Source organism: Agrobacterium bohemicum, from assembly GCF_001562555.1.
GTDB lineage: Bacteria > Pseudomonadota > Alphaproteobacteria > Rhizobiales > Rhizobiaceae > Agrobacterium > Agrobacterium bohemicum.
Map to the genome: position 1 here is coordinate 249,424 of NZ_KQ961023.1, position 21,083 is coordinate 270,506.

The window sequence follows — 21,083 nt, forward strand, 5'->3', positions numbered from 1 at the left end:
TGCTCAACAACAGGGCGCGACTTTTAAAATCGACTTACAGGTCTTTCGGCAAATCGGTTTTCAGCCACTTTTGGGCAATCGCGTTAAGACTACCATCGGTTTTCGCAGCAGCGATGATCGCATCGACTTTTTCGCGCAGGGCGGGCTGGTCCTTGTTGAGACCGATGTAGCAAGGTGAGTTCTTGATAAGAAACTTCAGTTCCGGCCGCTTGGGTGGGTTCTTTTCCAGAATGGCAGCGGCAACGACGTTGCCCGTTGCCACGGTTTCCACCTGACCGGAAAGGAAGGCTGAGATTGTACCGTTATTGTCTTCGTAGCGCTTGATGGTGGCATCGGCAGGCGCAATCTTAGTCAGCTCGAGATCTTCTACAGCGCCGCGTGTCACGCCGATCGTCTTGCCAGAAAGGTCTTCCGCCTTTTCGATCTTCACGGCATCAGGAGCAAATACGCCATTGAAGAAGGGTGCGTAAGCAACGGAGAAATCGATCACCTTCTCGCGGTCGGCGTTTTTGCCGAGGCTGGAAATGACAAGGTCGACCTTGTTGGTCTGAAGGTAGGGAACTCGGTTTGCGCTGGTAACCGGCACGAGTTCAGTTTTCACGCCCAGCTTTTCGGCAATTAGATTGGCGACATCAATGTCATATCCGCGTGGCGCCATATCGACGCCGACGCTGCCGAATGGCGGGAAGTCCTGTGGTACTGCGACACGGATTGCGCCACGCGCAGAAATATCACTCAAGGCATCCGCAAAGGATGGGGCGGCAAAGCTGGCGCTGGCGGCAATAGCAAGGGTGGCGAAAAATATACGTCTGGTAAGCATGCTGAAATCTCCTAGGTGGTTGCTTGGAAGGGAGGAAGAGAAAGCGATTTGCGAAGATCAGAGTGACGGTCTCGGCGGCGCGTCAGATCGAGACCGGCTTCGACCTCATCCAGATGCGTGGCGGAGAGATCTGCAGCTTTCGAGAAGTCGCCCGCGTCCATTGCCTCAAACATGCGGCAATGGCCTTCGTGAGACTGGACGGCGTGAAAATCGGACTGGTAGAGCATCGAAATCAGAATCGTGCGCGCAGTCAGATCACGCAGCAAATCGATGATGATCTCGTTTCCGGCAATTTCGGCTATGCGAATGTGGAAGTCACCCATCAGGCAGGTGAGCAGCTGCCTGTCGGCAGCAGCTATTGCCTGTTTTTCTTCGTTCAGGTGATCGAGAAGAATTTGACGACCGTCAGCAGACAGTCTCGTCATGCTTCGCAAAAGACCGCACTCGATAATGCGGCGCGCCTCATAGACTTTCACGGCTTCTTCCGCCGAGGGCTCCACCACAAACCAGCCGCGACGCGGACTGACCTTAACGACGCCTCTACCGACCAACCGCATCAACGCCTCGCGTATTTTGGTACGGGAAACGCCATAAACTTCTGCCAGCTGGGTTTCGCCCAACCGCATACCGGGAAGAATTCGCGCCGATAGAATGCCCGAAACGATGGCCTTCTCTATCGCACTTTGGTCACTGTCAGCTGTATGTCTATCTTGCATACAAGATGAGTAAGCAAGCGATGTGCCAGACTGTTAAACGGCTAAATGCGGAGCAGCATCGTTGCAAAACGCGATGACAAGAGTGAGTTTTGATTATTATTTAATCGAACGCGATTTTGAAGCCGATCAAATATTATGCTCATGGGGATTCACGATCCCTGTTTTGGCTCTGTATACGGACAGCAATATTTCCGCTCCGACTTCGCCCGGTGGACGTTCGGTGTGCAAACGCTGTTGTACCAACGCAAAACCTTCCAGCATCGCCCGACGTTGGAGCGTATCGAATGACAGACGCTCCGCCCAACGCAGCATGGAGCCTGCGCGCACGACTTCGTTGATATATTCCGGCACCACGGCGTAGTCGGCAATCAGGTTCGGCAAAGCCCCCGTCCAGGTCTTTATCCGCCTGCTCAACATCGTAAAAATCCAATCCGTCTTATAGACCGAAACCACGGGGACATTCGCGAGTGCAAGCTCCAGAATCACCGTGCCAGAAGCCGCAATCGCCGCATCGGCTTCGGCAAACGCTCGCCATTTGAACACCGGCCCCACGTCGATCTGTGGACGGATATGATCCGGCCAGGACGAGGCAAGTTCGCGGATGCGGCTTTCCTGCCGCGGAACCGTCGGCAAGACAAATCGCGTTGGCCCGTTTCGATCGACAAATGCCTGTGCGGCGTGCTCGAACGGCTCCATCAACCGCGTGATTTCTGTCGATCGCGAGCCGGGCAGAAGAAGAATGGTTCGCGGCTCACCTTTGGCCGGTAGCGGCCGTGCTGCACGCTTCGCACGGACCTCCAGCAGGTCGGTGTCGACGCTCAACCGATGACCGACAAATGTTGTCGGTGGGCCGCCGAGGCGTTGCATGGTCTCAGGCTCGAATGGCAGCAACGCAAGAACATGGTCCACATAGGATAGCATGGCCGGCGCGCGCTGTTCCTTCCATGCCCACACGCTCGGGCAGACGTAATTCACGACCGGCAGGTCCGGCAAAGCTTTGCGGACACGTTTAGCGACGCGATGCGTGAAATCAGGGCTGTCGATAATCAGCAAAACATCCGGTTTTGCCGCGATAATTGCACGAGCCGTTTCTTTGATCCTTGCGATCATTTGCGGCAGTTTTTTCAAAACCTGCGTGAAGCCCATGATCGACAATTCGGAATAGTCGAACAACGAGACAAGGCCTTCCGCAATCAAACCCTCGCCACCGACGCCCAAAAGCTCTACGCGCCCCGGATATTGCAGCTTTAGAGCCCGAACCAGATCGGCGCCCAGCAGATCACCGGAAACCTCTCCCGCAATCACCGCCACTTTGAGAACGCTGTCGGTCACATCATCTCTCCCGCAAGGCCCACGTCTATACCACAGACGAACAGACCGGCATCATCGGCGATCCGCAACATCGACTCACCGTCAAGTATAAAAGCCCTACCCGCTTCAATCGCGATCCCCGCAAGCCCGGCTTTGGCAGCATTTTCAACAGTGGACGGGCCAATGGTCGGCAAATCGGCTCGGATATCCTGTTGTGGCTTACACAATTTGACCAGAACGCCCTTTCGGCGGCTGGAAATGCGGCCCTCCGCACGCAACGACGCGACGCGAGACAGCATCCCATCCGTGCCTTCGACACCCTCCAGTGCTACGAGACGACCGCCAACGGAGACAGATCCCTGCCCCACGTCTAGCGCACCAAGGGCCAGTGCCGCCTGGGCTGCCTTGGCAATGTCCCGCCGGTCCTCGTCAGTTGGTCCTATCTTTCCGAGAGAGCCTGTGGTGGCCAGCAAACCGGGCGCAATCTCATGCGCGCCGATCACACGTGCGCCCTGCGCCTCGATCAGCCCAATCACCATCTGCAGCACCGTATCATCCCCCCCGGACAAGAGCGTGCGGATGATGGATGGCATCTTCGCAATCATTTTGAAGTTGGGGCGTATTTCCCGCCACTCGGGTCGACGCGAAACGCCACCGGACAGCACGACGCGGTCAATGCCATGGCCAGACAGAAGTCTTCCGAGGGTAGACACATCACCCACGCTCACCGATGCGTTTTCGAACTTCGACCAGTCAAGATCGGCCTGGTCTTGCAAGCGAATGATGAAAGGCGTCTCTCCGGCGTCCGTTGCGGCCTCTGCCACGTAGTAGGGAAGAAAACCGCTACCCGCTATGATCGCCAGACGCCCCGCATTTTGTGACACAGGCTACTTTCCGCGATTGGGCGATGAGATAGCCCTATCGTTCGCAGTGGCGATGAAATCAATGATCTCAAGAGCCTGTGGGCAGTCCAGATATTCCTCGCGAATGGCAGCTGCGTTCGCGCGGACATTGCCTTCGCCTTCGAAGATTTGCTTGTAGGCGCGGCGAACCTTGTGGATTTCGGCGCGCTCGATACCTGCACGCGTCATGCCGACGATGTTCAGCCCGCTCAAAATGCCCGGATTGCCGTTGAGCATACCATAGGGAACCACGTCATAGCTGACAGCCGACAGGCCACCAATAAAGGCTTGGCGACCCACGCGTGTGAACTGGTGCACGGCAGAGCCGCCACCGAGAATGGCACGATCCTCGATCGTCACATGGCCAGCCAGCATGACATTGTTGGACAGGATGATATTGTTGCCCAACCGGCAATCATGGGCCACATGCGCGTAGGCTAGGAACAGATTGTTGTCGCCGACAACAGTGGTGCCACCATGCTCGACAGTACCGGTGTTCATCGTCACGCCTTCACGGATCGTGCAATTTTCACCGATGACCAGCGTCGTATCCACAGCACTGTGATGGGCGCTCTGCGAGTCTCCCCCGATAACGGCGGATGGCCAGATTTTCGTGCCCTTGCCCACCGTTGTGCAGCCCAGCACGACGACGTGGCTGACCAACTGAACGTCATCATGCAATGTGACCTTCGGGCCGACATGGCAAAACGGTCCGACAACGACGTTTTCACCGATGATCGCACCGTCTTCGACAAAAGACATCGGGTGAATTTTGGCCGAAGCCGCAATCTTGCTCATTGCTGATCCTCAGGGATCATCATTGCACCGATATCCGCTTCAGCCACTAGAACACCATCCACCTTAGCATCGCAATGGAACTTCCAGACATTGCCGCGCTGACGCTGTTTGACGACGTAGATCTCCAATCGATCACCGGGAACAACCGGCTTGCGGAAACGGGCGTTGTCAATGGTCATGAAATAAACGAGGTGGCCGCCGTCACCTTGCTTGCGCGCACAGATCGCGCCAGCCGTCTGTGCCATGGCCTCCACGATCAGAACACCCGGCATAATGGGGCGGTCCGGGAAATGGCCGGTAAAATGCGGCTCATTGACGGTCACGTTCTTGATACCGGTAGCCGAATTGTCTGCGTCGATATCAATGATCTTGTCGATCAGCAAAAATGGGTAACGATGCGGCAGCAGCTTCATCACCTCAAGGATGTCAGCCGCGCCAAGCGTCGTCTTCGTCTCTTCAGACATTCTTCTCTCCTGTCTTCTTGTCTCGTTCCTCGGCGCGGGCCAGCAACTCGGCCATATCGCGCAAGAAATGTCTTAAAGGCCGCGCGGGCACGCCGCCGTATTTGGCACCTGCTGGCACGTCGGCAACGACACCGCTCATCGCGGCGATTTGCGCGCCGTCTCCAATTGTAATGTGACCGTTGATGCCGCTGGCGCCGCCTATCATCACGCCATCACCAATGCGTGTACTGCCGGCAATACCCACCTTGCTGACGATGCCGCAATGGCGACCAATGCGCACATTGTGGCCGATCTGAACCTGATTGTCGATTTTTGTGCCTTCGCCAATCACCGTGTCATCCATCGTCCCACGATCAATGGTGGTATTGGCGCCAATCTCGACATGATCCTGAATGATGACGCGACCGACCTGCACGATCTTGATCATTCCGCGCGGGCCCGGTGCATAACCAAAGCCATCCTGACCGATGCGGGCACCGTTGTGGATGATCACGCCATTGCCAATCAAGGCAGACAGAATGCTGGCACCGCCCGCAATCGTACAATCTCGGCCAATTTGGACGTCTGCACCGATAATCGCGCCCGGACCGATGCGAGTCCCTGCGCCAATATGCACATTGGCACCAATGACAGCCAAAGGCTCAACAACGACACCCGCCTCCAACATTGCAGAAGGATCGATATGCGCAGCTGCTGAAATGTCCGAGCCTTGCTCGATGATTGCGGATGGCTTCATCGCAGATGCATGGAGCAATGCCCCAGCCTGAGCAAAAACCGTGTGCGCATTTTTTGCAATCAAAACCGGAATATGCGCTGGAACGAGACTGGAAAGCGCTGAATCGCAGATGATGGCCGCAGCTTCACAGGTCAGTAGTTCTTCGCGATTCTTGCGCGAAAGAATGTAGCAAAGCTGATCCGATTTTGCGCGGTAGACGGGTGCGATCGACCGGACCATGCGGTCGCCAGCGGTCTGATCAGACAGTTCCGCCCCAAGACGGTCAGCGATGTCTCTCAATCGCATGCCATCATGAGGCGGAAAAAAAGCGTTATATTCCATCAAACGGTACTCCAGAACGTTCAAACTCGCAGTTCTGGACTGCCGATATCAGAAAGTGTTGGACATGCCAAACCGGAAATTCTGCACTTCGTCGTAGTCTTCCTTCATGAACGGTACTGCGTAGTCTACGCGCAGCGGACCGAACGGTGAAGCCCACATCAGGCCGATACCAGCAGACGCACGGATCGAACTGTCGTCCTTCACACCTGCACTGTTAGCAACCTTGTTGCCGTAAAGCGTACCGGCATCGACGAAACCAGCGAGACGAAGACCAAAATCCTCGGGAACGCCAGGCATAGGTGCAGTCACTTCCGCAGAAGCAGCAAAGTACGTCGTGCCGCCGATTGCGTCATCGCCGATACGTGGGCCAATACCGTCGTTCTCGAAACCACGAATGACACGACCACCGATCTTGAACTGATCAAACACAAGCAGATTGTCGCCTGTCGGCGCTACATAACCAGCCTGACCGGTAAGCGAGCCGATGATATCGTATTCATCGGAAATCGTGTGGTAATAACGAACTTTACCGTAGATTTTGTAATATTCAGAGTCACCACCAAGTCCAGCAAACTCGTTTGTCAACGCGCCCTGCCAACCTTCACGAGGCATATTGCGATCATCAAGAGAATTGTAGCTTAGCGTGTTGGAAATAATTGACTGCGTCCAGTCTTCGCCACGGATCAAATCGCGATAAGGCGCAGCAAGATTGCCCGGTTGATCCCAGTCGCCCTTACCCTCATAGCTGATCTGCTTGTACGTGTACTTGAATGTCGTCGACAGATTCTCAGTGATTGGAGCCGTTACGCGAAGCGCAAAGCCCTGCTCATCGTAGTCATAGTAGTCTTCGCTTGAGCTCTGGCTCTTGAAAAGGTCGAAACCTGCAGCAAGACGGTAACCAAGGAAGTAAGGCTCTGTGAAGGACAGATTGTAGCTACGCGCATCATCCTGACCGGCACCAGCAGCAATACGAATGTACTGGCCGCGACCGAGGAAGTTCTTTTCTTCGATGGATGCTTCGAGAAGCGCACCATCGTTCTGCGAGTAACCAGCACCGATACCGAAGGAGCCCGTTGCCTGATCTTCAACATCAACAACGATCACGACGCGGTCAGGCGCGCTGCCCTGCGATGTGCCGATATTGACCTTGGAGAAGTAACCAAGTGCCTCAAGACGACGCTTTGCAGCTGTAACGATCGTCTGGTTGAAAGCATCGCCTTCGCTGATGTCGAATTCGCGACGGATCACGTAGTCACGTGTACGTGTGTTGCCGCGGATTTCGATACGCTCGACGTAAGCGCGCTCACCCTGATCAACTATATAGGTAACGCCAATGGTGTTGCCAGCCATGTCACGGTCGCCACGCGGCGTAACACGCGCAAAGGGGTAACCCTCTGCTGAAACACGCTTGGAGATGGCCTCCATGCTCTGCTGAACTTCCTTGGCGCTGTAACCGGAACCGGCCTTGGTTTCGACCAGACCCTGAAGCTGCGAACCATCAACGCCTGGAACAGTGGACTCTACGGCAACATTACCGAAGGCGTAACGCTGACCTTCGTCAACATTGATCGTAATCGTGTATTCGTTGGTCGCCTCATCCAGAACTGCGTCCGAAGACGTTACACGGAAGTCTGCATAACCGCGATTGTAATAGAACTGGCGTAGCGCCTCTTCGTCAGCGCGCAGCTTGTCCTCATTGTAGACATCCTTACGCGTCAGGAAGGACAGCATGTTGGATTTCTTGGTGTTGAGAACTGCGGCAAGACGGCCATCGCTGTAGGCGTTGTTGCCCACGAAATCGATACGCGCGATCTTCGTGCGCTCACCTTCGTTGATGACGAAAGCAAGGTTTACACGGCCCTGGCCGACGTTCACGACCTGCGTCGTAACCTGGATATCACTGCGACCAATCGCTGCATAAGCGTCTTTGATGCGCGCAATGTCTGCGGTTACGAGTGTCTGATCATAAGGACCAAGAGACTGCGTCTGAACGATGCCCTGAAGCTTGTCGTCCTTGATCTTGCGGTTGCCGTTAAACACGACCTGATTGACGAGGTTGTTTTCGCTGACCGTCACAACGAGAGTCTTGCCCGAAACGCTCATGCTGACGTTGGAGAAATAACCCGTCGCATAGAGACGCTTGACTGATTCATCAATGTCAGCGTTGGAAAAGTTCTGACCGGGAGCGATCGTGATGTTGGATCGCACGGCATCTGCACCGGCGCGCTGGGCACCACGTACATCAACCTTAGTGATGACTGCCGCATTGGCAACGCTGGAAGAGACGAGCACTCCCATAACTGCAACCGAAGAAACACCAGCAGACAGCGCAACCGCCGACACCGCGTTCAAAAATTTTGAACCAGCCTTCATTTTTAATTCTTACCTTTTCCCGTTGTCCCTCAGCGGGCGGAACCCGACTCCGGCCATCTGTCGTCGTTTTACCTGCTTTTCCTCTACAAGCAAGCCCGACCGTTAATTTCTGTTTACTTCGCAAGCCACCGTGGCTCAATCGCCACTTTGGCATCAAAACAAGGTAAACGCCCCGTTAAAAAATCATCTCTAAAGCCCCATTCAGCCAATCAAGCTGCTGATATCGTTCCACGTCGCAAAAACCATCAGACTGAAAATCATCACCATACCAATGCGGAAAGCGAACTCCTGAGCACCAGGTCCCAACGGTCTGCCACGCACGGCCTCGATGGCGTAAAACACCAGATGGCCGCCGTCCAGAATCGGGACCGGCATGAGATTAAGCAGGCCAATCGAGACAGAAAGCAAGGCCGCAAGCTGAATGACAGCTGCAAATCCAAGCGATGCCATCTGACCTGATGCCTGAGCGACACGCACAGGCCCACCCAACTGGTCTGCATTCATCCGACCTGTGACGAGGTTGCCGATATAGGCAAACGTGCCAGTAACGACATGGCCGGTCTCACGCACACCTTCAGCCAGCGCTTCGGTCGGCGAATAGGTGACATGACGGAAATTGCCTCGGGTCTGGTCAGTGACGATACCGATAATGCCCAGTTCCATCTTGTTCCCGAACTGATCCTTCGTCTCAGTTCTGGTCGGCACCATAGGCAGAACGAGATCCTGACCGTTTCTCTCGACGGTTACGGTAATAGGCGTGCCGGGGCGGACTGCGACGTATCGGCGAACATCCTCGAATGTCTTGACGGCTTCACCATCAATCGCGACCAGCCTGTCACCAGCCAAAACGCCGGCGGATTGAGCTGCACTGCTCTCGCGTACTTCGGAAACGATCGGGTCAGAAATCATGCGACCGTAAATGGCAAATAGCGACGCGAAAATAAGGATCGCCAGAATGAAATTCGCGATGGGGCCAGCAGCAACTGTCGCCGCCCTCTTCCACAATTTTGCGCCAACCAAAGTCTGCGCACGTTCTTCCAGAGTCAGGCCAGACAAATTCGCGCTGTCGGGTTTGCTTGCAACATCCTCATCGCCGAAAAATTTGACGTAACCACCAAGTGGAACAGCCGATATCTTCCAACGGGTGCCGTGCTTGTCGGTAAAACCCACCAACTCAGGACCGAAACCGATGGAAAAAGCTGTGGATTTAATGCCGCACCAGCGGCCGACAAGGTAGTGCCCCATCTCATGAACGAAAACGAGAAGAGAAAGCACAAGAATGAACGGCACCATGTAACCGGTCAAAAAACCAACCGTCGCCGTTACCATATCCATATTCCTAAAGCCTTTCGCTCAACGCTATCATCAAAATCCGGGCAGAATTCCGCCACCTGATCCTGGCACATCACCGGTTATCGCCGCGTGAACGACAGCAATGAGGAATACGGTAAAGCAGGCAAAAACAAGACCGTCAACCCGGTCCATAAAACCGCCATGCCCGGGGATGAGATGACTGGAATCCTTTACCTTGAAGCGGCGTTTGATAAAGGACTCGAACAGGTCGCCGATCTGGCTGAAAATGGACAAGGCCAGCGAAAGCGCCAGTACGACGATCCCGATACGCCCATGATAGACCGCGGCGACCGCACCGCCAGCTATGACGCCTGAAACCGTCCCACCGATAGCGCCGGACCATGTCTTGCCTGGCGATATGGAAGGCGCCAGCTTTGGTCCGCCGATGGCGCGACCGACGAAGTAAGCCAGAATGTCCGTTGCCCAGACGATGGCGAAAACGAACACCATTGCGACAAAGCCAGTCGGCTCTTCTCCACGGATGGCCGCAAGCGAGATACCGCTAAGACCGGCATAGATCATGCCACCGACGAGCCACCAGTTTTTACCGCGCAGTACGGGAAAAAGGGCCGCAGTCAACGTAAAACCTGAAAGAAGCGGAAGGTCGAGAGACGGTTCACCGAAAATCGTGTTGCCGCTCATCACTGCAATCGCAAACCAGCCCCAGGCATAACCAGTCGGGTTGGTGTCGGACAATTTGGTGATGGAGGTCCATTCGTAATAGATCAGCAGCGACAGAACGCCGGCGAAAAGGCGGAACATCATCCCGCCATACCAAGTTGCAGTCAGTATAACGGCAGCCAGCACAATGGCGGATATGATCCGCAGCTTGAGTTCGCGGCTCATTACGCGCCCGCCACAGCGACTTGATCCGGCAAACCGCCGAACCTGCGGTCACGCGTCATGTACTGATCGATTGCGGAAAAGAACGTCTTGCGGTCGAAATCAGGCCAGTAATCGGGAATGAAGAGAAACTCCGAATATGCAGCCTGCCACAACAGAAAATTGGACAGACGCTCTTCGCCGCTTGTGCGGATGATGAGATCCGGATCCGGAATTCCTGCCGTATCAAGACGTGCCGTAATGGCGTCCGGGGTAACAGCGGATACGTCGATTTTGCCAAGTGCCACGTCCCTGGCGAGAGAGGCTGCGGCGCGCGCTATTTCATCGCGAGAGCCGTAATTGAACGCAATGACCAGCGTCAGTGCCGTATTGTCGCGCGTCGTCTGCTCGGCTTCTATCAACAATGCGCTGATATCGTCGTTCAGACTATCACGGTCACCAATAACGCGAATGCGAACATTCTCTTTGTGCAGATCGGCAAGGTCTCGGCGAATGAACGCCTTGAGAAGACCCAAGAGATCGTTGACCTCGCTAACGGGCCTGCGCCAGTTTTCTGAGGAAAAAGCGAATAGTGTAAGATATTTGAGCCCGCATTCGCCAGCCGCCCTCACCGTCTCGCGCACCGCCTCGACCCCGCGCCGGTGCCCCATTATACGGGGAAGACCGCGCTGCTTGGCCCAACGCCCGTTGCCATCCATAATGATGGCAACATGCTCAGGCAGTGAGGAACGTGTAATGTCCGACATCTCGATCCAGTTTAGGCAACGCGGAAAATAAAATAATACACAGGGATGGCGATAACGCCACCTATACCTGCATGATTTCTCTTTCCTTCTCGCCAAGCAAGCGATCAATTTCCGAAATCGTATCGTCGGTCATTTTCTGAACCTTTTCAGACAGCGAACGGCTTTCATCCTGACCGATGTCACCATCTTTTTCGGCTTTTTTCAGACCATCCATCCCATCGCGGCGAACGTGACGGATCGCGACCTTGGCCTTTTCGGCATAGTCATGGGCGACCTTGACGAGCGACTTGCGGCGTTCTTCATTGAGTTCCGGCAAGGGAATACGCAAGTTCTGGCCATCGACAATCGGGTTCAAGCCAAGGTTCGATTCGCGGATAGCACGGTCGACTGCGCCAACCATCGACTTGTCCCAGATGTTGACGCCCAGCATGCGAGCCTCGGGAACCGTGATATTGGCAACCTGCGACAATGGTACGCGTGAGCCATAGGCATCAACCGTTACAGGGTCGAGGATGTTTGCCGAAGCGCGGCCCGTGCGAAGCGATGCAATATCGCTCTTGAAGGCGTTGATCGCGCCGTCCATGCGACGCTTGATATCGTTGATGTCAGTACCACTCATATTCATACTCCGTCAGTTCTGGCCTTGAAGGCCCAATTTCACACCGTGGAATCAGCGCCCGACCATCATTTGTCGTGCACGATGGTCTTGCGACCGCCGCCCGTCAATATTGCAGCAAAACCGCCCTTCTCATGGATTGAGAAGACGATGATGGGAATGTGGTTTTCACGGGCAAGCGCAACAGCGGCGATGTCCATGACCGCAAGTCCCTTGCCCAATACTTCCGAGTGAGTCAATTCATCGAAACGGGTTGCCGTGGGGTCTTTCTTCGGATCGGCCGAGTAGATGCCATCGACCTGCGTTCCCTTGAAGATTGCCTCAGCGCCCATTTCAGCGGCGCGAAGAGCAGCGGCAGAATCGGTTGTGAAGAACGGGTTGCCTGTACCGCCCGCGAAAATCACGACACGGCCCTGTGCCATGTGAGACAGTGTTGCGCGCTGCGAAAAGCTCTCACAAATTTCCGGCATGGCGATAGCCGAGAGAACGACGGTGTCTATGTCGAGCTTGCGCAGGGAGGTCGCGAGCGCCAGTGCGTTGATAACGGTGGCCAGCATGCCCATATGGTCGCCGGTGACGCGGTCTCCGCCTTTGGAGGCCACTGCCACGCCGCGGAAGATGTTACCACCGCCAACGACCACGCCAACTTCGACACCCATGGCTCTCGCCTCGGCGATATCGGAGGCGATCCGGTCTGCAACAGCGACGTCGATACCGAAACCCTGGTCGCCCATTAGGGCTTCGCCCGACGCCTTGAGAAGAACCCGTTTATAAAGCGGCTTGGAAGACATCATGACTCCTTGAAGCATGTCGCGCATCGTCAAATGCCTGTTTGCTATGACGCATGCGATAACCAGAGGAAGCTACACCGGCCAGGCAAATCCGAAAGACTGCCCTGCCCGCGCAGGATATAACCGGAACGCGGATACACGAAGGGCACCGCGTTGTCACGCGATGCCCTGTAGTTTTCCCAGGTTTGGGTAAAGAGATCAGCCCTTGGCGACCGCAGCAACTTCAGCAGCGAAGTCGCTCTCTTCTTTTTCGATGCCTTCGCCGAGCAGCAGGCGAGCCATGCCGACGACTTCGATCTTGGCACCAGCTTCCTTTTCGGCTTCCTTGACAGCATCGCCAACCGTGATGTCTGGGTTGATGACGAAGGCCTGCGACAGAAGGGCTACTTCTTCGAAGAACTTACGCATGCGACCGTCAACCATCTTTTCGATGATGGCTTCTGGCTTGCCGGATTCGCGAGCCTGCTCGATGAACACGTTACGCTCGCGCTCGGCAACTGCTGCGTCGACTTCTTCAGAGCGGATGGCAAGTGGGTTGGTCGCAGCAATATGCATGGCAATCTGACGGCCGATGGATGTCAGAACAGCCTTGTCGCCTTCGGACTGCAGCGCTACGAGAACGCCGAGCTTGCCGATGCCATCGCCAGCAGCGTTGTGAACATAGGTCGCGACAACGCCATGCTTGACTTCAAGCAGAGCAGAACGACGAAGCGACATGTTTTCGCCGATGGTGGCGATTGCGTCCTTGATGGTGTCAGAAACAGTCTTGCCAGTGGCTGGGTAGGTTGCAGCAGCAATCGCGTCAACGGAGCCATCAGTCGTCAGAGCAACCGACGCTACGCCGCGAACGATATCCTGAAAGGCATCGTTGCGAGCAACGAAGTCGGTTTCGGAGTTGACTTCAACGACAACGGCCTTATGGCCGGCGGAAGCAATACCAATGAGACCTTCAGCAGCAGTACGGCCAGACTTCTTGTCAGCCTTGGCGATACCCTTGGCGCGCAGCCAATCGATTGCAGCTTCCATGTCGCCGCCTGTCTCAGACAGCGCCTTTTTGCAATCCATCATGCCTGCGCCAGACTTCTCGCGCAGTTCCTTTACCATTGCGGCTGTAATTTCGCTCATTGTGTGCCTCTTGTCGGTTCGTCGGTCACGGCGCCATTGCGGCACGACCTAAATCGGATTTTGGGAACGAATGTACCCGGAACTGTGACAGCCTCATGAAAAGCCATCACGAAACATCGTTAGTTCACGCTCTGCCATAATGGACAGCGTGATTGAAACGAACAAGGCCGCCGAACTTTTCTAGTCCAGAACGGCCTTGTCTCGTCTCATGGAGAAGGCGGCATATCCACGCCGCCTCTAAGCTTTATTCGGCAGCTGTCTCGGCTGCTGCTTCTTCGAGAGCAGGCTCGATCGGAGCTTCTTCAGAAGCGCCGATGTCACGACCGGAAGAACCCTGCTGACGTGCGATACCGTCGATGGCTGCACGGGCAATCAGATCGCAATAGAGCGAGATTGCGCGCGACGCATCGTCGTTACCTGGGATCGGGAAGTCGATCTGGTCTGGATCGCAGTTCGAGTCGATGATCGCAACGACCGGAATACCAAGGCGCTTGGCTTCTTCGATCGCGATCTTTTCCTTGTTGGTGTCAACAATGAACATCAGGTCAGGAACGCCGCCCATATCGCGGATACCGCCAAGTGCCTTTTCAAGCTTCTCGCGTTCGCGCTCAAGGTTCAGGCGCTCTTTCTTCGAGTAGCCAGATGCGTCGGAGTTGAGAATTTCGTCGACCTTGCGCAGGCGCTGGATCGAGTTCGAAATCGTCTTCCAGTTGGTCATCATGCCGCCGAGCCAACGCGAGTTGACGTAGTACTGAGCGGAGCGCTTTGCGCTGTCTGCGATGATTTCCGAAGCCTGACGCTTCGTACCAACAAACAGAACGCGGCCGCCACGGGCAACCGTGTCAGATACGACCTGAAGGGCGCGCGACAGCAAAGGAACTGTCTGAGCCAAATCGATGATGTGAATGTTGCTGCGGTCGCCGAAGATATACGGCTTCATCTTTGGGTTCCAGCGGTGTGTCTGGTGACCAAAGTGAACGCCAGCTTCCAGAAGCTGACGCATAGTGAAATCGGGCAATGCCATGCCTTGTTATCCTTTTCCGGTTTAACCCCCGCGAAGCGAACAGCACCGACTAAACGGTACCACCGGGCGGAACGAACCGGATTTCTCCCGGAACATCCCAAGCTTCGCGTGTGGAATAGTGTGCCGCATACAGGCAGATTCTTCGAAAAGCAAGCTTTTATGCACAGAAACACAAAAACAGATCGATCCGTTTTAGCGGATCGGCTTGTTATCGCAGTTTTCCGCCTGGAGAATATCGAGCTTGGCAAGCTTGCCGGTCAAAACGAAATCGCCGTAATCCATGGTCAGGTCACGGGTGATTCCATTTTCATAGAGCTTGAAAGACATGCGGTATATTGGCAGAGAATCGGTGCCTGCCTTGTCGTTATAATACGCAATGGTAACCGGCCAGAAAGGCAGTTTTGCAAAATCTCCGGCCATGCTGACATCGGGGTCAGCGTCGTCATCTTTCGGCATCTGCTGCTTTCCGACCAGTGTGGACGTGATCAGGCTCTCATCGCCATCGTCAGATCCATCGAACACCCGCGATTCGAAAATGCGCTTCCCAAGCTTGGCGTTTTCTATGACCTGAAACATATGTTCCGTGGGAAATTCACCAGCGGCGAGATCGATCTTCTTTGCATCCGGCTTGGTAAGATCGATGGTCATGGCACCGTTGGCATCCTCTGCCGAACCGGTGACTTCCTTGTCCAGCTTGTCATCGGTAAAAGATTTGGTCTCGAACTTGAATGTCTTTGAGGCAGCATCTTCGAATGTCGTCGTCTGCTGGTCGGTCATACGCACCGCGTCGCCGGTACTGATCTGCGTGACGAAACGGAAATCCGTCTTGTAACCTTTGCAGGAAGAGCCGGTAAACTCGTACACCATTCTGCCCGTCATGCCTTCGATGCCAGAACGATCGGATGCGTCCTTCAACTCCAGGTCATAAACCGCACGGTGGGAAATCAGGTTTGGGATATTGGCAGGCACTGCACTTGCAACACCCGGAGCGACGATAAAAGCGCCGGAAGCGAAAGCAACTGCGAGGTTCCTGACAAACATTCAATATCTCCTGTTGGACTCACCGCTCATATTGTACAAGCAACCGCCCGGCTTTTGGACATCATGATCTGTCTGCCGGATTTTTGAAAGATTTACAACAAAAGCGGAGACGAAAATGTCGGATGCCATCGAAGCTCGCCTTAAGGACCTGGGCTACACCCTGCCCGCCGCCGCCGCACCTGCTGCAAACTATGTTCCGTTCACCATCAGCGGCAATCTGCTTTACATTTCAGGCCAATTGCCAATGGAATCAGGCAAGATTGCGGTCACGGGTCATGTGGGTCGCGATGTCGACGTACCGACCGCCCAACGCGCTGCTGAACTCTGCGCTGTCAACATTCTTGCACAGGTAAAGGCGGCCCTCAATGGCGACCTTTCCAAAGTACGTCGCGTTTTGAAGCTGAATGGCTTCGTTGCGTCCGTGCCTGAATTCACCGAGCAGCACCTTGTCATCAACGGCGCCTCAAACCTCATCGCCAATGTTCTGGGCGATGCCGGTAAACACGCGCGCGCCGCAGTGGGCATGGCGTCCCTGCCCTTCAATGCCGCCGTTGAAATCGACGCCATCGTGGAAATCGACGTATGACGCTGAAGCTCTCATGGTTGACGGAAACGCCGATCGCCCATCGCGGTTATCATGACCAGAACAAGCTGGTTTGGGAAAATACGCTGAGCGCGTTTTCCCGTGCCATCGACGCCGGTTTCGCCATAGAATGCGACCTTCAACTGGCTTCCGATAGTGTACCCGTCGTCTTCCACGACGATGAGATGACGCGGCTGACAGGCATAAAGGGTGATGTTCGGGAACGCACATCCGGCGAACTCGGCCTCTTGTCGGTTGGCCAGACAAAAGACAGGGTGCCGACGCTAAAGCAGCTCTTGAAGCTTTGCGCCGGGAAGGTCCCGCTCGTGCTTGAACTTAAGGGCCGCAAAGGTGCTGGCGTCGATGACGGCTTTGCCGAGGCGGTTCTGGAGGTGCTGGAGGGCTATGAAGGTCATGTGGCGCTGATGAGTTTCGATCACCATCTGCTGAAAGACCTCAAGACTGCCGGATCGCCCTGGCCGCTGGGCCTGACCGCCGAAGGGGCAAAGCCTGAAGACTTTTTCAAGCACGACGAAGCCACGCAAATCGGCGTCGATTTCATCTCATACGCTTGGGCACATCTGCCAAACAGCTTCATCGAAGCCCAAAGAAAACTCGGGATTCCTGTCATTACCTGGACGGTGAGGGATGAAAACGGTCGCGAGACTTCCTATAAATATGCGGACCAGATTACGTTTGAGGGCTTCGACCCAAAGAAAGGCGTCTCCGCCAGCGCATGAGCGATGAATATTCAATTCGCGTAGAGCAGTCCTTCAAGGATATTGATCCGGAAAGCTGGAACAGGCTTTCCGGAACATCTAAATCTACGCGAGCAGAAGTATACAACCCTTTCATATCTCATGCTTATTTGCTATCCATGGAAGATTCTGGATCGGCCACATCCAAGACTGGCTGGCGCGGCCACCATCTTCTGCTTGAGACAGGCGACGGAATCCTTTCCGGTGCCATACCGGCGTATTTGAAGAGCCATAGTCGCGGTGAATATGTTTTCGATCAGGGCTGGGCGGACGCGCTCGAGCGGGCTGGCGGAAACTATTATCCCAAGCTTCAATGTTCCGTTCCCTTCACGCCCGCAACCGGACCGCGGCTGCTGACCAGCGGTATTGATGATGCCGCCTTCAAGCAGGTGCTTGCTTCAGGTCTGCGGCAGGTTACGGAACATGTAGGTGTCTCATCTGCCCATGTGACCTTTGCACCAGAAGATGACATCCGTGCGCTGGAAGACGAGGGGTTTCTGATCCGCACCGATCAGCAATTTCACTTCATCAACAATGGTTACCGCGATCACTCCGATTTTTTGGAGGCTTTGTCATCGCGCAAACGCAAAACCCTGAAAAAGGAACGCCGTGCAGCCCTTGAAACCGGCATCAAGATCGACTGGCTGACCGGGAGCGATCTGACCGAAGATATCTGGGATCAGTTCTACGCCTTCTACATGGACACCGGCAGCCGCAAATGGGGTCGCCCTTATCTAACCCGCGAATTCTACTCGCTGATCGGCCAGCGGATGGCTGATGATATTCTTATGGTTATGGCCAAACGTGAGGGGCGTTACATTGCGGGTGCCATCAATTTCATCGGAGGCGACGCGCTTTATGGCCGGCACTGGGGCTGCATCGAGGACCACCCGTTTCTGCATTTCGAGGTCTGTTATCATCAGGCAATCGATTTTGCGCTGGCAAAAGGCCTGAGCCGTGTCGAGGCTGGCGCGCAGGGCGAGCACAAGCTTGCACGCGGCTACACCCCGGTGACAACCAAATCAGCCCACTTCATCACCCACCCCGGTTTGCGGGGCGCAATTGCCGACTATCTGGAGCGGGAAAAGAGAGAAGTCGAAGAAATCGGCGACTATCTTGATGACCATAGCCCGTTTCGCAAGGGTGAACGGGCAGAAGCCGACGAATAGCCAAGCAGCATACGAGGACGTTTTTCATGACCTACGACACCAACAATATCTTCGCGAAAATCCTGCGCGGTGAAATCCCATGCGTGAAAGTCTATGAAGATGAAGACACTTTGGCCTTCATGGATGTCATGCCGCAAGCTCCCGGTCATCTCCTTGTCATTCCCAAAACCGGCTCACGTAATCTGCTGGATGCCGACCCGCAGGTTTTGGCAAAAACCATCACCGTGGTTCAAAGGTTGGCTGTCGCCGCGAGGGCAGCGTTCGACGCCGACGGCGTTTACGTGGCCCAGTTCAACGAACCAGCCGCCGGACAAACTGTTTTCCACCTGCATTTCCATATCGTTCCGCGCAAGGAAGGCGAACAGACGAAGCCGCATAGCGGCGCGATGGCGGATGGAGAGTTGCTTAAGGCGCATGCGGAGAAGATAAAAGCCGCCCTCGCCTGAATAAGTGAAGCATGTCGAGGCGACTATTTCAGTGCCGTAGCTTTGGTTTCATATCTGTTGGGATTTGATCCGGACAGGCTCGACGACAGTTTTCCTGCAAGCGCATATGCGATCATGAACATCGCCACGCCGCCAAAGACATCACTGAGGTGATGGCCACCATGCACGAGAATGGCTGGTATCATGGCGATGTTGATCAGGACCGCAAATGGAAAAACCCACTTGAACCGTGCAAGAAACACGACTGCCATACACGCCATGACCGTGTGGAAAGACGGGAATCCTATTAGACCAAGCATGTTTGCCGGTGAAATATAGCTTGGTCCATCACGCCCAAGGCGCAGCAGTTCCTCGCCATATTGTGGTGTCACGCCGAGATCGATCTTGGATAAAATTTCGGGTGAAATCGCATAAAGCGTCGAGGGTCCAAATGTTGGAATGACGGTCCATATCCCGATACAGCCCGATACGCCAATGACGCCTGTTAGCAGAAAGTGCCACAAAGCGTCGGCTTTGCCAGAAAAGCCAAGCAACAAGACAACAAATGCAAGCTGTGGAAGTGAGCTGAAATACACTAAAAACAGTGTCTTGGACATGACAGGCCACTGCGCCACAGACGCTACTGCATCCGGCCAACGATAACCCAGCATCGCATCGAATTGGGCAAACATCTGATCAAACGGCAATGAGCGGATGGGTAGCAAAAGATAATTGAAGACTGACGCGACCAGCGTGAAGATGATGAAAAGCCCGGAAGCACTGAGTGCGAGCGCGATGCGCTCTTCGCCTCGCAAACCACGATAATATTGACCACCAGCGATAAGCGCCAAACCGACGAAAGTCGGCAGCGTGTAACCAAGCCAATCGACAACAACGCCCTTCACCATAAGAAGCGAAATATCCAGCGCTGCCATTCCAGCGATGACGAGAGCAAAAAAACGTTCAGCCGGCAACATCCGCATGGGCATCTCCATTGCGGCGACTTATACGTTGAAAGCCTGAAATTCACGTAAATGCGAAAGCTGCTCTATCGTAGATCCAAAGCCACCAAACCGAGTGTCAACAACACCAGCGGCACGATAACTCCAATTAAAACACGCTGCCCGGCCATCAGAAACACAGCAAACCCGACCGCCGCCGCGCCGATACGCAGCCACATTGGTGTTTGCTCCAGAACACCTGTCGGAAACACGATGAGTTTTGCGGTGACGGCCATGACAAGCGCGGTTGCCACGGCTCTGACCCAGTTCAGGATTTCCGACCCCTCTTTAAGGCGGTTTCCAGCGAGAACACCGAGCCAGCGCCAGATATCCGTCGCGATCCATCCTGCGATGGCGATGAAGAGATAAGGTGCCCACCATGCGTCGGTTATCATGGCTCACCCTCGGCAGTCGCAAGTTCAATTTTGCGACGAAACCAGAAGCGGTCAATGAGATAAGCCAGCGTTCCCCCGCCGATGCCCGCATAGAGAATGTCGAATTCCGGTTCGATGACGGCAAACAACGGACCGGCGATGACACCGATGACGAATGCAACCTTGACGACCGAGTGTCTGGCAGATGCCCAGATGGAGGAAACGAAATAGACCGGTGTCAGGAAAAACAGCACACCGGCAACCACGGGAGGAAAAGCGGCAACCACGCCGTAACAAATGGCAACAATCAGCGCATTGACCAGTGTCAGCGTTATGCCGAAGCCCCCGAACCATGCCACTCTCGCCTCACGCGGTACCTTGCTCAGGTTCTGGGTCGCAAAGACCCACGCGGTGATGGCAACGAAATGCGAGAGAAATAGCAATATCCAGGTCGACGTTTTTGCGGCGCGCATTTCCGGCACGATGGAAGCCACCATCGGCATCATGCGGATTGACGATAGAGTGACGACCAGAAAGCAGGTCGCCAACCCGGCCCCGCTGGTCATTGCGCCGATGAGAATCATCTTGGCTGGCAGTGCCCAGATCGTCAGCGTCATAAAGACCGCCTCACCGCGAGTGACGCCCGATTCGAGCGCAAAGGCGCTGAAGCCGACAAATGACGTCATGAGAATGAGGGATGGCAGCGAAAAAATGCCTCTCATTCCTCGGACAAACCAGAGATAGAGAGGTTCCGCTTCGGGTTCTGGGGGCATGTCGGTTTCCGGTATAGACG

The 21,083-nt window shown here is 55.0% G+C and carries 23 protein-coding genes; 4 read left to right on the plus strand and 19 right to left on the minus strand.

Features of this window, described 5'->3' with window-relative positions:
* Positions 1 to 34 precede the first annotated feature (34 nt).
* The 16 genes from ATO67_RS01200 to ATO67_RS01275 all read right to left on the minus strand — a co-directional run bounded on the left by ATO67_RS01200 (position 35) and on the right by ATO67_RS01275 (position 15,980).
* Entirely contained in the window at positions 35 to 820 is a 786-nt protein-coding gene (locus ATO67_RS01200) for a transporter substrate-binding domain-containing protein (RefSeq protein WP_067643157.1), read from the minus strand.
* An 11-nt stretch (positions 821 to 831) separates the two neighbouring features.
* Positions 832 to 1,536, minus strand: coding sequence for a GntR family transcriptional regulator (locus tag ATO67_RS01205; RefSeq protein ID WP_067643160.1), 705 nt, complete (start codon positions 1,534 to 1,536; stop codon positions 832 to 834).
* 126 nt (positions 1,537 to 1,662) lie between these two features.
* Positions 1,663 to 2,868: a lipid-A-disaccharide synthase gene (lpxB, locus tag ATO67_RS01210; protein WP_067643163.1), complete on the minus strand. Its 1,206-nt coding sequence runs from the start codon at positions 2,866 to 2,868 to the stop codon at positions 1,663 to 1,665.
* A complete protein-coding gene (locus tag ATO67_RS01215; RefSeq protein WP_067643166.1) occupies positions 2,865 to 3,731 on the minus strand; it encodes an LpxI family protein in 867 nt (288 codons plus the stop codon). The genes lpxB and ATO67_RS01215 overlap by 4 nt, the downstream gene beginning before the upstream one ends.
* A 3-nt stretch (positions 3,732 to 3,734) precedes the next feature.
* Positions 3,735 to 4,547 carry an acyl-ACP--UDP-N-acetylglucosamine O-acyltransferase gene (lpxA, locus tag ATO67_RS01220; RefSeq protein ID WP_067643169.1) on the minus strand — a complete coding sequence of 271 codons (813 nt, stop codon included), beginning with the start codon at positions 4,545 to 4,547 and terminating at the stop codon, positions 3,735 to 3,737.
* Positions 4,544 to 5,011: a 3-hydroxyacyl-ACP dehydratase FabZ gene (gene fabZ / locus ATO67_RS01225; protein WP_045230517.1), complete on the minus strand. Its 468-nt coding sequence runs from the start codon at positions 5,009 to 5,011 to the stop codon at positions 4,544 to 4,546. Before fabZ ends, lpxA begins: the two co-directional genes overlap by 4 nt.
* Entirely contained in the window at positions 5,004 to 6,068 is a 1,065-nt protein-coding gene (lpxD, locus tag ATO67_RS01230) for a UDP-3-O-(3-hydroxymyristoyl)glucosamine N-acyltransferase (protein WP_067643172.1), read from the minus strand. Before lpxD ends, fabZ begins: the two co-directional genes overlap by 8 nt.
* Before the next feature lie 48 nt (positions 6,069 to 6,116).
* The gene (gene bamA, locus ATO67_RS01235; RefSeq protein ID WP_067643175.1) at positions 6,117 to 8,441 is read right to left on the minus strand and encodes an outer membrane protein assembly factor BamA; all 2,325 of its coding nucleotides are present in this window, start codon (positions 8,439 to 8,441) and stop codon (positions 6,117 to 6,119) included.
* 201 nt (positions 8,442 to 8,642) lie between these two features.
* Positions 8,643 to 9,776 carry an RIP metalloprotease RseP gene (gene rseP, locus ATO67_RS01240; RefSeq protein WP_067643180.1) on the minus strand — a complete coding sequence of 378 codons (1,134 nt, stop codon included), beginning with the start codon at positions 9,774 to 9,776 and terminating at the stop codon, positions 8,643 to 8,645.
* A gap of 30 nt (positions 9,777 to 9,806) precedes the next feature.
* Positions 9,807 to 10,640, minus strand: a complete 834-nt coding sequence (locus ATO67_RS01245) for a phosphatidate cytidylyltransferase (RefSeq protein WP_067643186.1) — start codon at positions 10,638 to 10,640, stop codon at positions 9,807 to 9,809.
* On the minus strand, positions 10,640 to 11,383 hold the full coding sequence (locus ATO67_RS01250) for an isoprenyl transferase (RefSeq protein ID WP_067643189.1): 744 nt from the start codon (positions 11,381 to 11,383) through the stop codon (positions 10,640 to 10,642). The genes ATO67_RS01245 and ATO67_RS01250 overlap by 1 nt, the downstream gene beginning before the upstream one ends.
* 61 nt (positions 11,384 to 11,444) lie before the next feature.
* Entirely contained in the window at positions 11,445 to 12,002 is a 558-nt protein-coding gene (frr, locus tag ATO67_RS01255; protein WP_067644180.1) for a ribosome recycling factor, read from the minus strand.
* 65 nt (positions 12,003 to 12,067) lie between these two features.
* On the minus strand, positions 12,068 to 12,790 hold the full coding sequence (gene pyrH / locus ATO67_RS01260; RefSeq protein WP_067644183.1) for a UMP kinase: 723 nt from the start codon (positions 12,788 to 12,790) through the stop codon (positions 12,068 to 12,070).
* A 198-nt stretch (positions 12,791 to 12,988) separates the two neighbouring features.
* Positions 12,989 to 13,915 carry a translation elongation factor Ts gene (gene tsf / locus ATO67_RS01265; protein ID WP_067643192.1) on the minus strand — a complete coding sequence of 309 codons (927 nt, stop codon included), beginning with the start codon at positions 13,913 to 13,915 and terminating at the stop codon, positions 12,989 to 12,991.
* 244 nt (positions 13,916 to 14,159) lie between these two features.
* Positions 14,160 to 14,939 carry a 30S ribosomal protein S2 gene (gene rpsB, locus ATO67_RS01270; protein ID WP_067643195.1) on the minus strand — a complete coding sequence of 260 codons (780 nt, stop codon included), beginning with the start codon at positions 14,937 to 14,939 and terminating at the stop codon, positions 14,160 to 14,162.
* 192 nt (positions 14,940 to 15,131) lie between these two features.
* The gene (locus ATO67_RS01275) at positions 15,132 to 15,980 is read right to left on the minus strand and encodes a cell envelope integrity EipB family protein (protein ID WP_067643197.1); all 849 of its coding nucleotides are present in this window, start codon (positions 15,978 to 15,980) and stop codon (positions 15,132 to 15,134) included.
* Positions 15,981 to 16,095: 115 nt separating this feature from the next.
* On the opposite strand from ATO67_RS01275, the gene ATO67_RS01280 reads away from it, so the two are divergent.
* The 4 genes from ATO67_RS01280 to ATO67_RS01295 are packed head-to-tail and all read left to right on the plus strand — an operon-like array spanning position 16,096 to position 18,936.
* The gene (locus ATO67_RS01280) at positions 16,096 to 16,566 is read left to right on the plus strand and encodes a RidA family protein (RefSeq protein ID WP_067643199.1); all 471 of its coding nucleotides are present in this window, start codon (positions 16,096 to 16,098) and stop codon (positions 16,564 to 16,566) included.
* The gene (locus tag ATO67_RS01285) at positions 16,563 to 17,303 is read left to right on the plus strand and encodes a glycerophosphodiester phosphodiesterase family protein (protein WP_067643202.1); all 741 of its coding nucleotides are present in this window, start codon (positions 16,563 to 16,565) and stop codon (positions 17,301 to 17,303) included. Before ATO67_RS01280 ends, ATO67_RS01285 begins: the two co-directional genes overlap by 4 nt.
* Complete coding sequence (locus ATO67_RS01290) at positions 17,300 to 18,490, plus strand: GNAT family N-acetyltransferase (RefSeq protein ID WP_067643205.1); 1,191 nt, start codon at positions 17,300 to 17,302, stop codon at positions 18,488 to 18,490. The genes ATO67_RS01285 and ATO67_RS01290 overlap by 4 nt, the downstream gene beginning before the upstream one ends.
* 26 nt (positions 18,491 to 18,516) lie before the next feature.
* The gene (locus ATO67_RS01295; protein ID WP_067643208.1) at positions 18,517 to 18,936 is read left to right on the plus strand and encodes an HIT family protein; all 420 of its coding nucleotides are present in this window, start codon (positions 18,517 to 18,519) and stop codon (positions 18,934 to 18,936) included.
* A gap of 23 nt (positions 18,937 to 18,959) precedes the next feature.
* Here ATO67_RS01295 and ATO67_RS01300 read toward each other — a convergent pair whose 3' ends face one another.
* The 3 genes from ATO67_RS01300 to ATO67_RS01310 form a co-directional block, all read right to left on the minus strand.
* Complete coding sequence (locus tag ATO67_RS01300) at positions 18,960 to 19,898, minus strand: phosphatase PAP2 family protein (protein WP_067643212.1); 939 nt, start codon at positions 19,896 to 19,898, stop codon at positions 18,960 to 18,962.
* 65 nt (positions 19,899 to 19,963) lie between these two features.
* On the minus strand, positions 19,964 to 20,311 hold the full coding sequence (locus ATO67_RS01305) for an AzlD domain-containing protein (RefSeq protein WP_067643215.1): 348 nt from the start codon (positions 20,309 to 20,311) through the stop codon (positions 19,964 to 19,966).
* Positions 20,308 to 21,063 (minus strand): AzlC family ABC transporter permease, encoded by a 756-nt coding sequence (locus tag ATO67_RS01310; protein ID WP_067643217.1) that lies wholly within the window; start codon positions 21,061 to 21,063, stop codon positions 20,308 to 20,310. The genes ATO67_RS01305 and ATO67_RS01310 overlap by 4 nt, the downstream gene beginning before the upstream one ends.
* Positions 21,064 to 21,083 lie beyond the last annotated feature (20 nt).

Bases quoted from the DNA above. Each gene is read 5' to 3' on its own strand.
- ATO67_RS01200 (WP_067643157.1), bottom strand. From the start codon at position 820: ATGCTTACCAGACGTATATTTTTCGCCACCCTTGCTATTGCCGCCAGC.
- ATO67_RS01205 (WP_067643160.1), bottom strand. From the start codon at position 1,536: ATGCAAGATAGACATACAGCTGACAGTGACCAAAGTGCGATAGAGAAG.
- lpxA (WP_067643169.1), bottom strand. From the start codon at position 4,547: ATGAGCAAGATTGCGGCTTCGGCCAAAATTCACCCGATGTCTTTTGTC.
- fabZ (WP_045230517.1), bottom strand. From the start codon at position 5,011: ATGTCTGAAGAGACGAAGACGACGCTTGGCGCGGCTGACATCCTTGAG.
- lpxD (WP_067643172.1), bottom strand. From the start codon at position 6,068: ATGGAATATAACGCTTTTTTTCCGCCTCATGATGGCATGCGATTGAGA.
- bamA (WP_067643175.1), bottom strand. From the start codon at position 8,441: ATGAAGGCTGGTTCAAAATTTTTGAACGCGGTGTCGGCGGTTGCGCTG.
- rseP (WP_067643180.1), bottom strand. From the start codon at position 9,776: ATGGATATGGTAACGGCGACGGTTGGTTTTTTGACCGGTTACATGGTG.
- ATO67_RS01245 (WP_067643186.1), bottom strand. From the start codon at position 10,640: ATGAGCCGCGAACTCAAGCTGCGGATCATATCCGCCATTGTGCTGGCT.
- ATO67_RS01250 (WP_067643189.1), bottom strand. From the start codon at position 11,383: ATGTCGGACATTACACGTTCCTCACTGCCTGAGCATGTTGCCATCATT.
- frr (WP_067644180.1), bottom strand. From the start codon at position 12,002: ATGAGTGGTACTGACATCAACGATATCAAGCGTCGCATGGACGGCGCG.
- pyrH (WP_067644183.1), bottom strand. From the start codon at position 12,790: ATGTCTTCCAAGCCGCTTTATAAACGGGTTCTTCTCAAGGCGTCGGGC.
- tsf (WP_067643192.1), bottom strand. From the start codon at position 13,915: ATGAGCGAAATTACAGCCGCAATGGTAAAGGAACTGCGCGAGAAGTCT.
- rpsB (WP_067643195.1), bottom strand. From the start codon at position 14,939: ATGGCATTGCCCGATTTCACTATGCGTCAGCTTCTGGAAGCTGGCGTT.
- ATO67_RS01275 (WP_067643197.1), bottom strand. From the start codon at position 15,980: ATGTTTGTCAGGAACCTCGCAGTTGCTTTCGCTTCCGGCGCTTTTATC.
- ATO67_RS01280 (WP_067643199.1), top strand. From the start codon at position 16,096: ATGTCGGATGCCATCGAAGCTCGCCTTAAGGACCTGGGCTACACCCTG.
- ATO67_RS01285 (WP_067643202.1), top strand. From the start codon at position 16,563: ATGACGCTGAAGCTCTCATGGTTGACGGAAACGCCGATCGCCCATCGC.
- ATO67_RS01290 (WP_067643205.1), top strand. From the start codon at position 17,300: ATGAGCGATGAATATTCAATTCGCGTAGAGCAGTCCTTCAAGGATATT.
- ATO67_RS01295 (WP_067643208.1), top strand. From the start codon at position 18,517: ATGACCTACGACACCAACAATATCTTCGCGAAAATCCTGCGCGGTGAA.
- ATO67_RS01300 (WP_067643212.1), bottom strand. From the start codon at position 19,898: ATGCGGATGTTGCCGGCTGAACGTTTTTTTGCTCTCGTCATCGCTGGA.
- ATO67_RS01305 (WP_067643215.1), bottom strand. From the start codon at position 20,311: ATGATAACCGACGCATGGTGGGCACCTTATCTCTTCATCGCCATCGCA.
- ATO67_RS01310 (WP_067643217.1), bottom strand. From the start codon at position 21,063: ATGCCCCCAGAACCCGAAGCGGAACCTCTCTATCTCTGGTTTGTCCGA.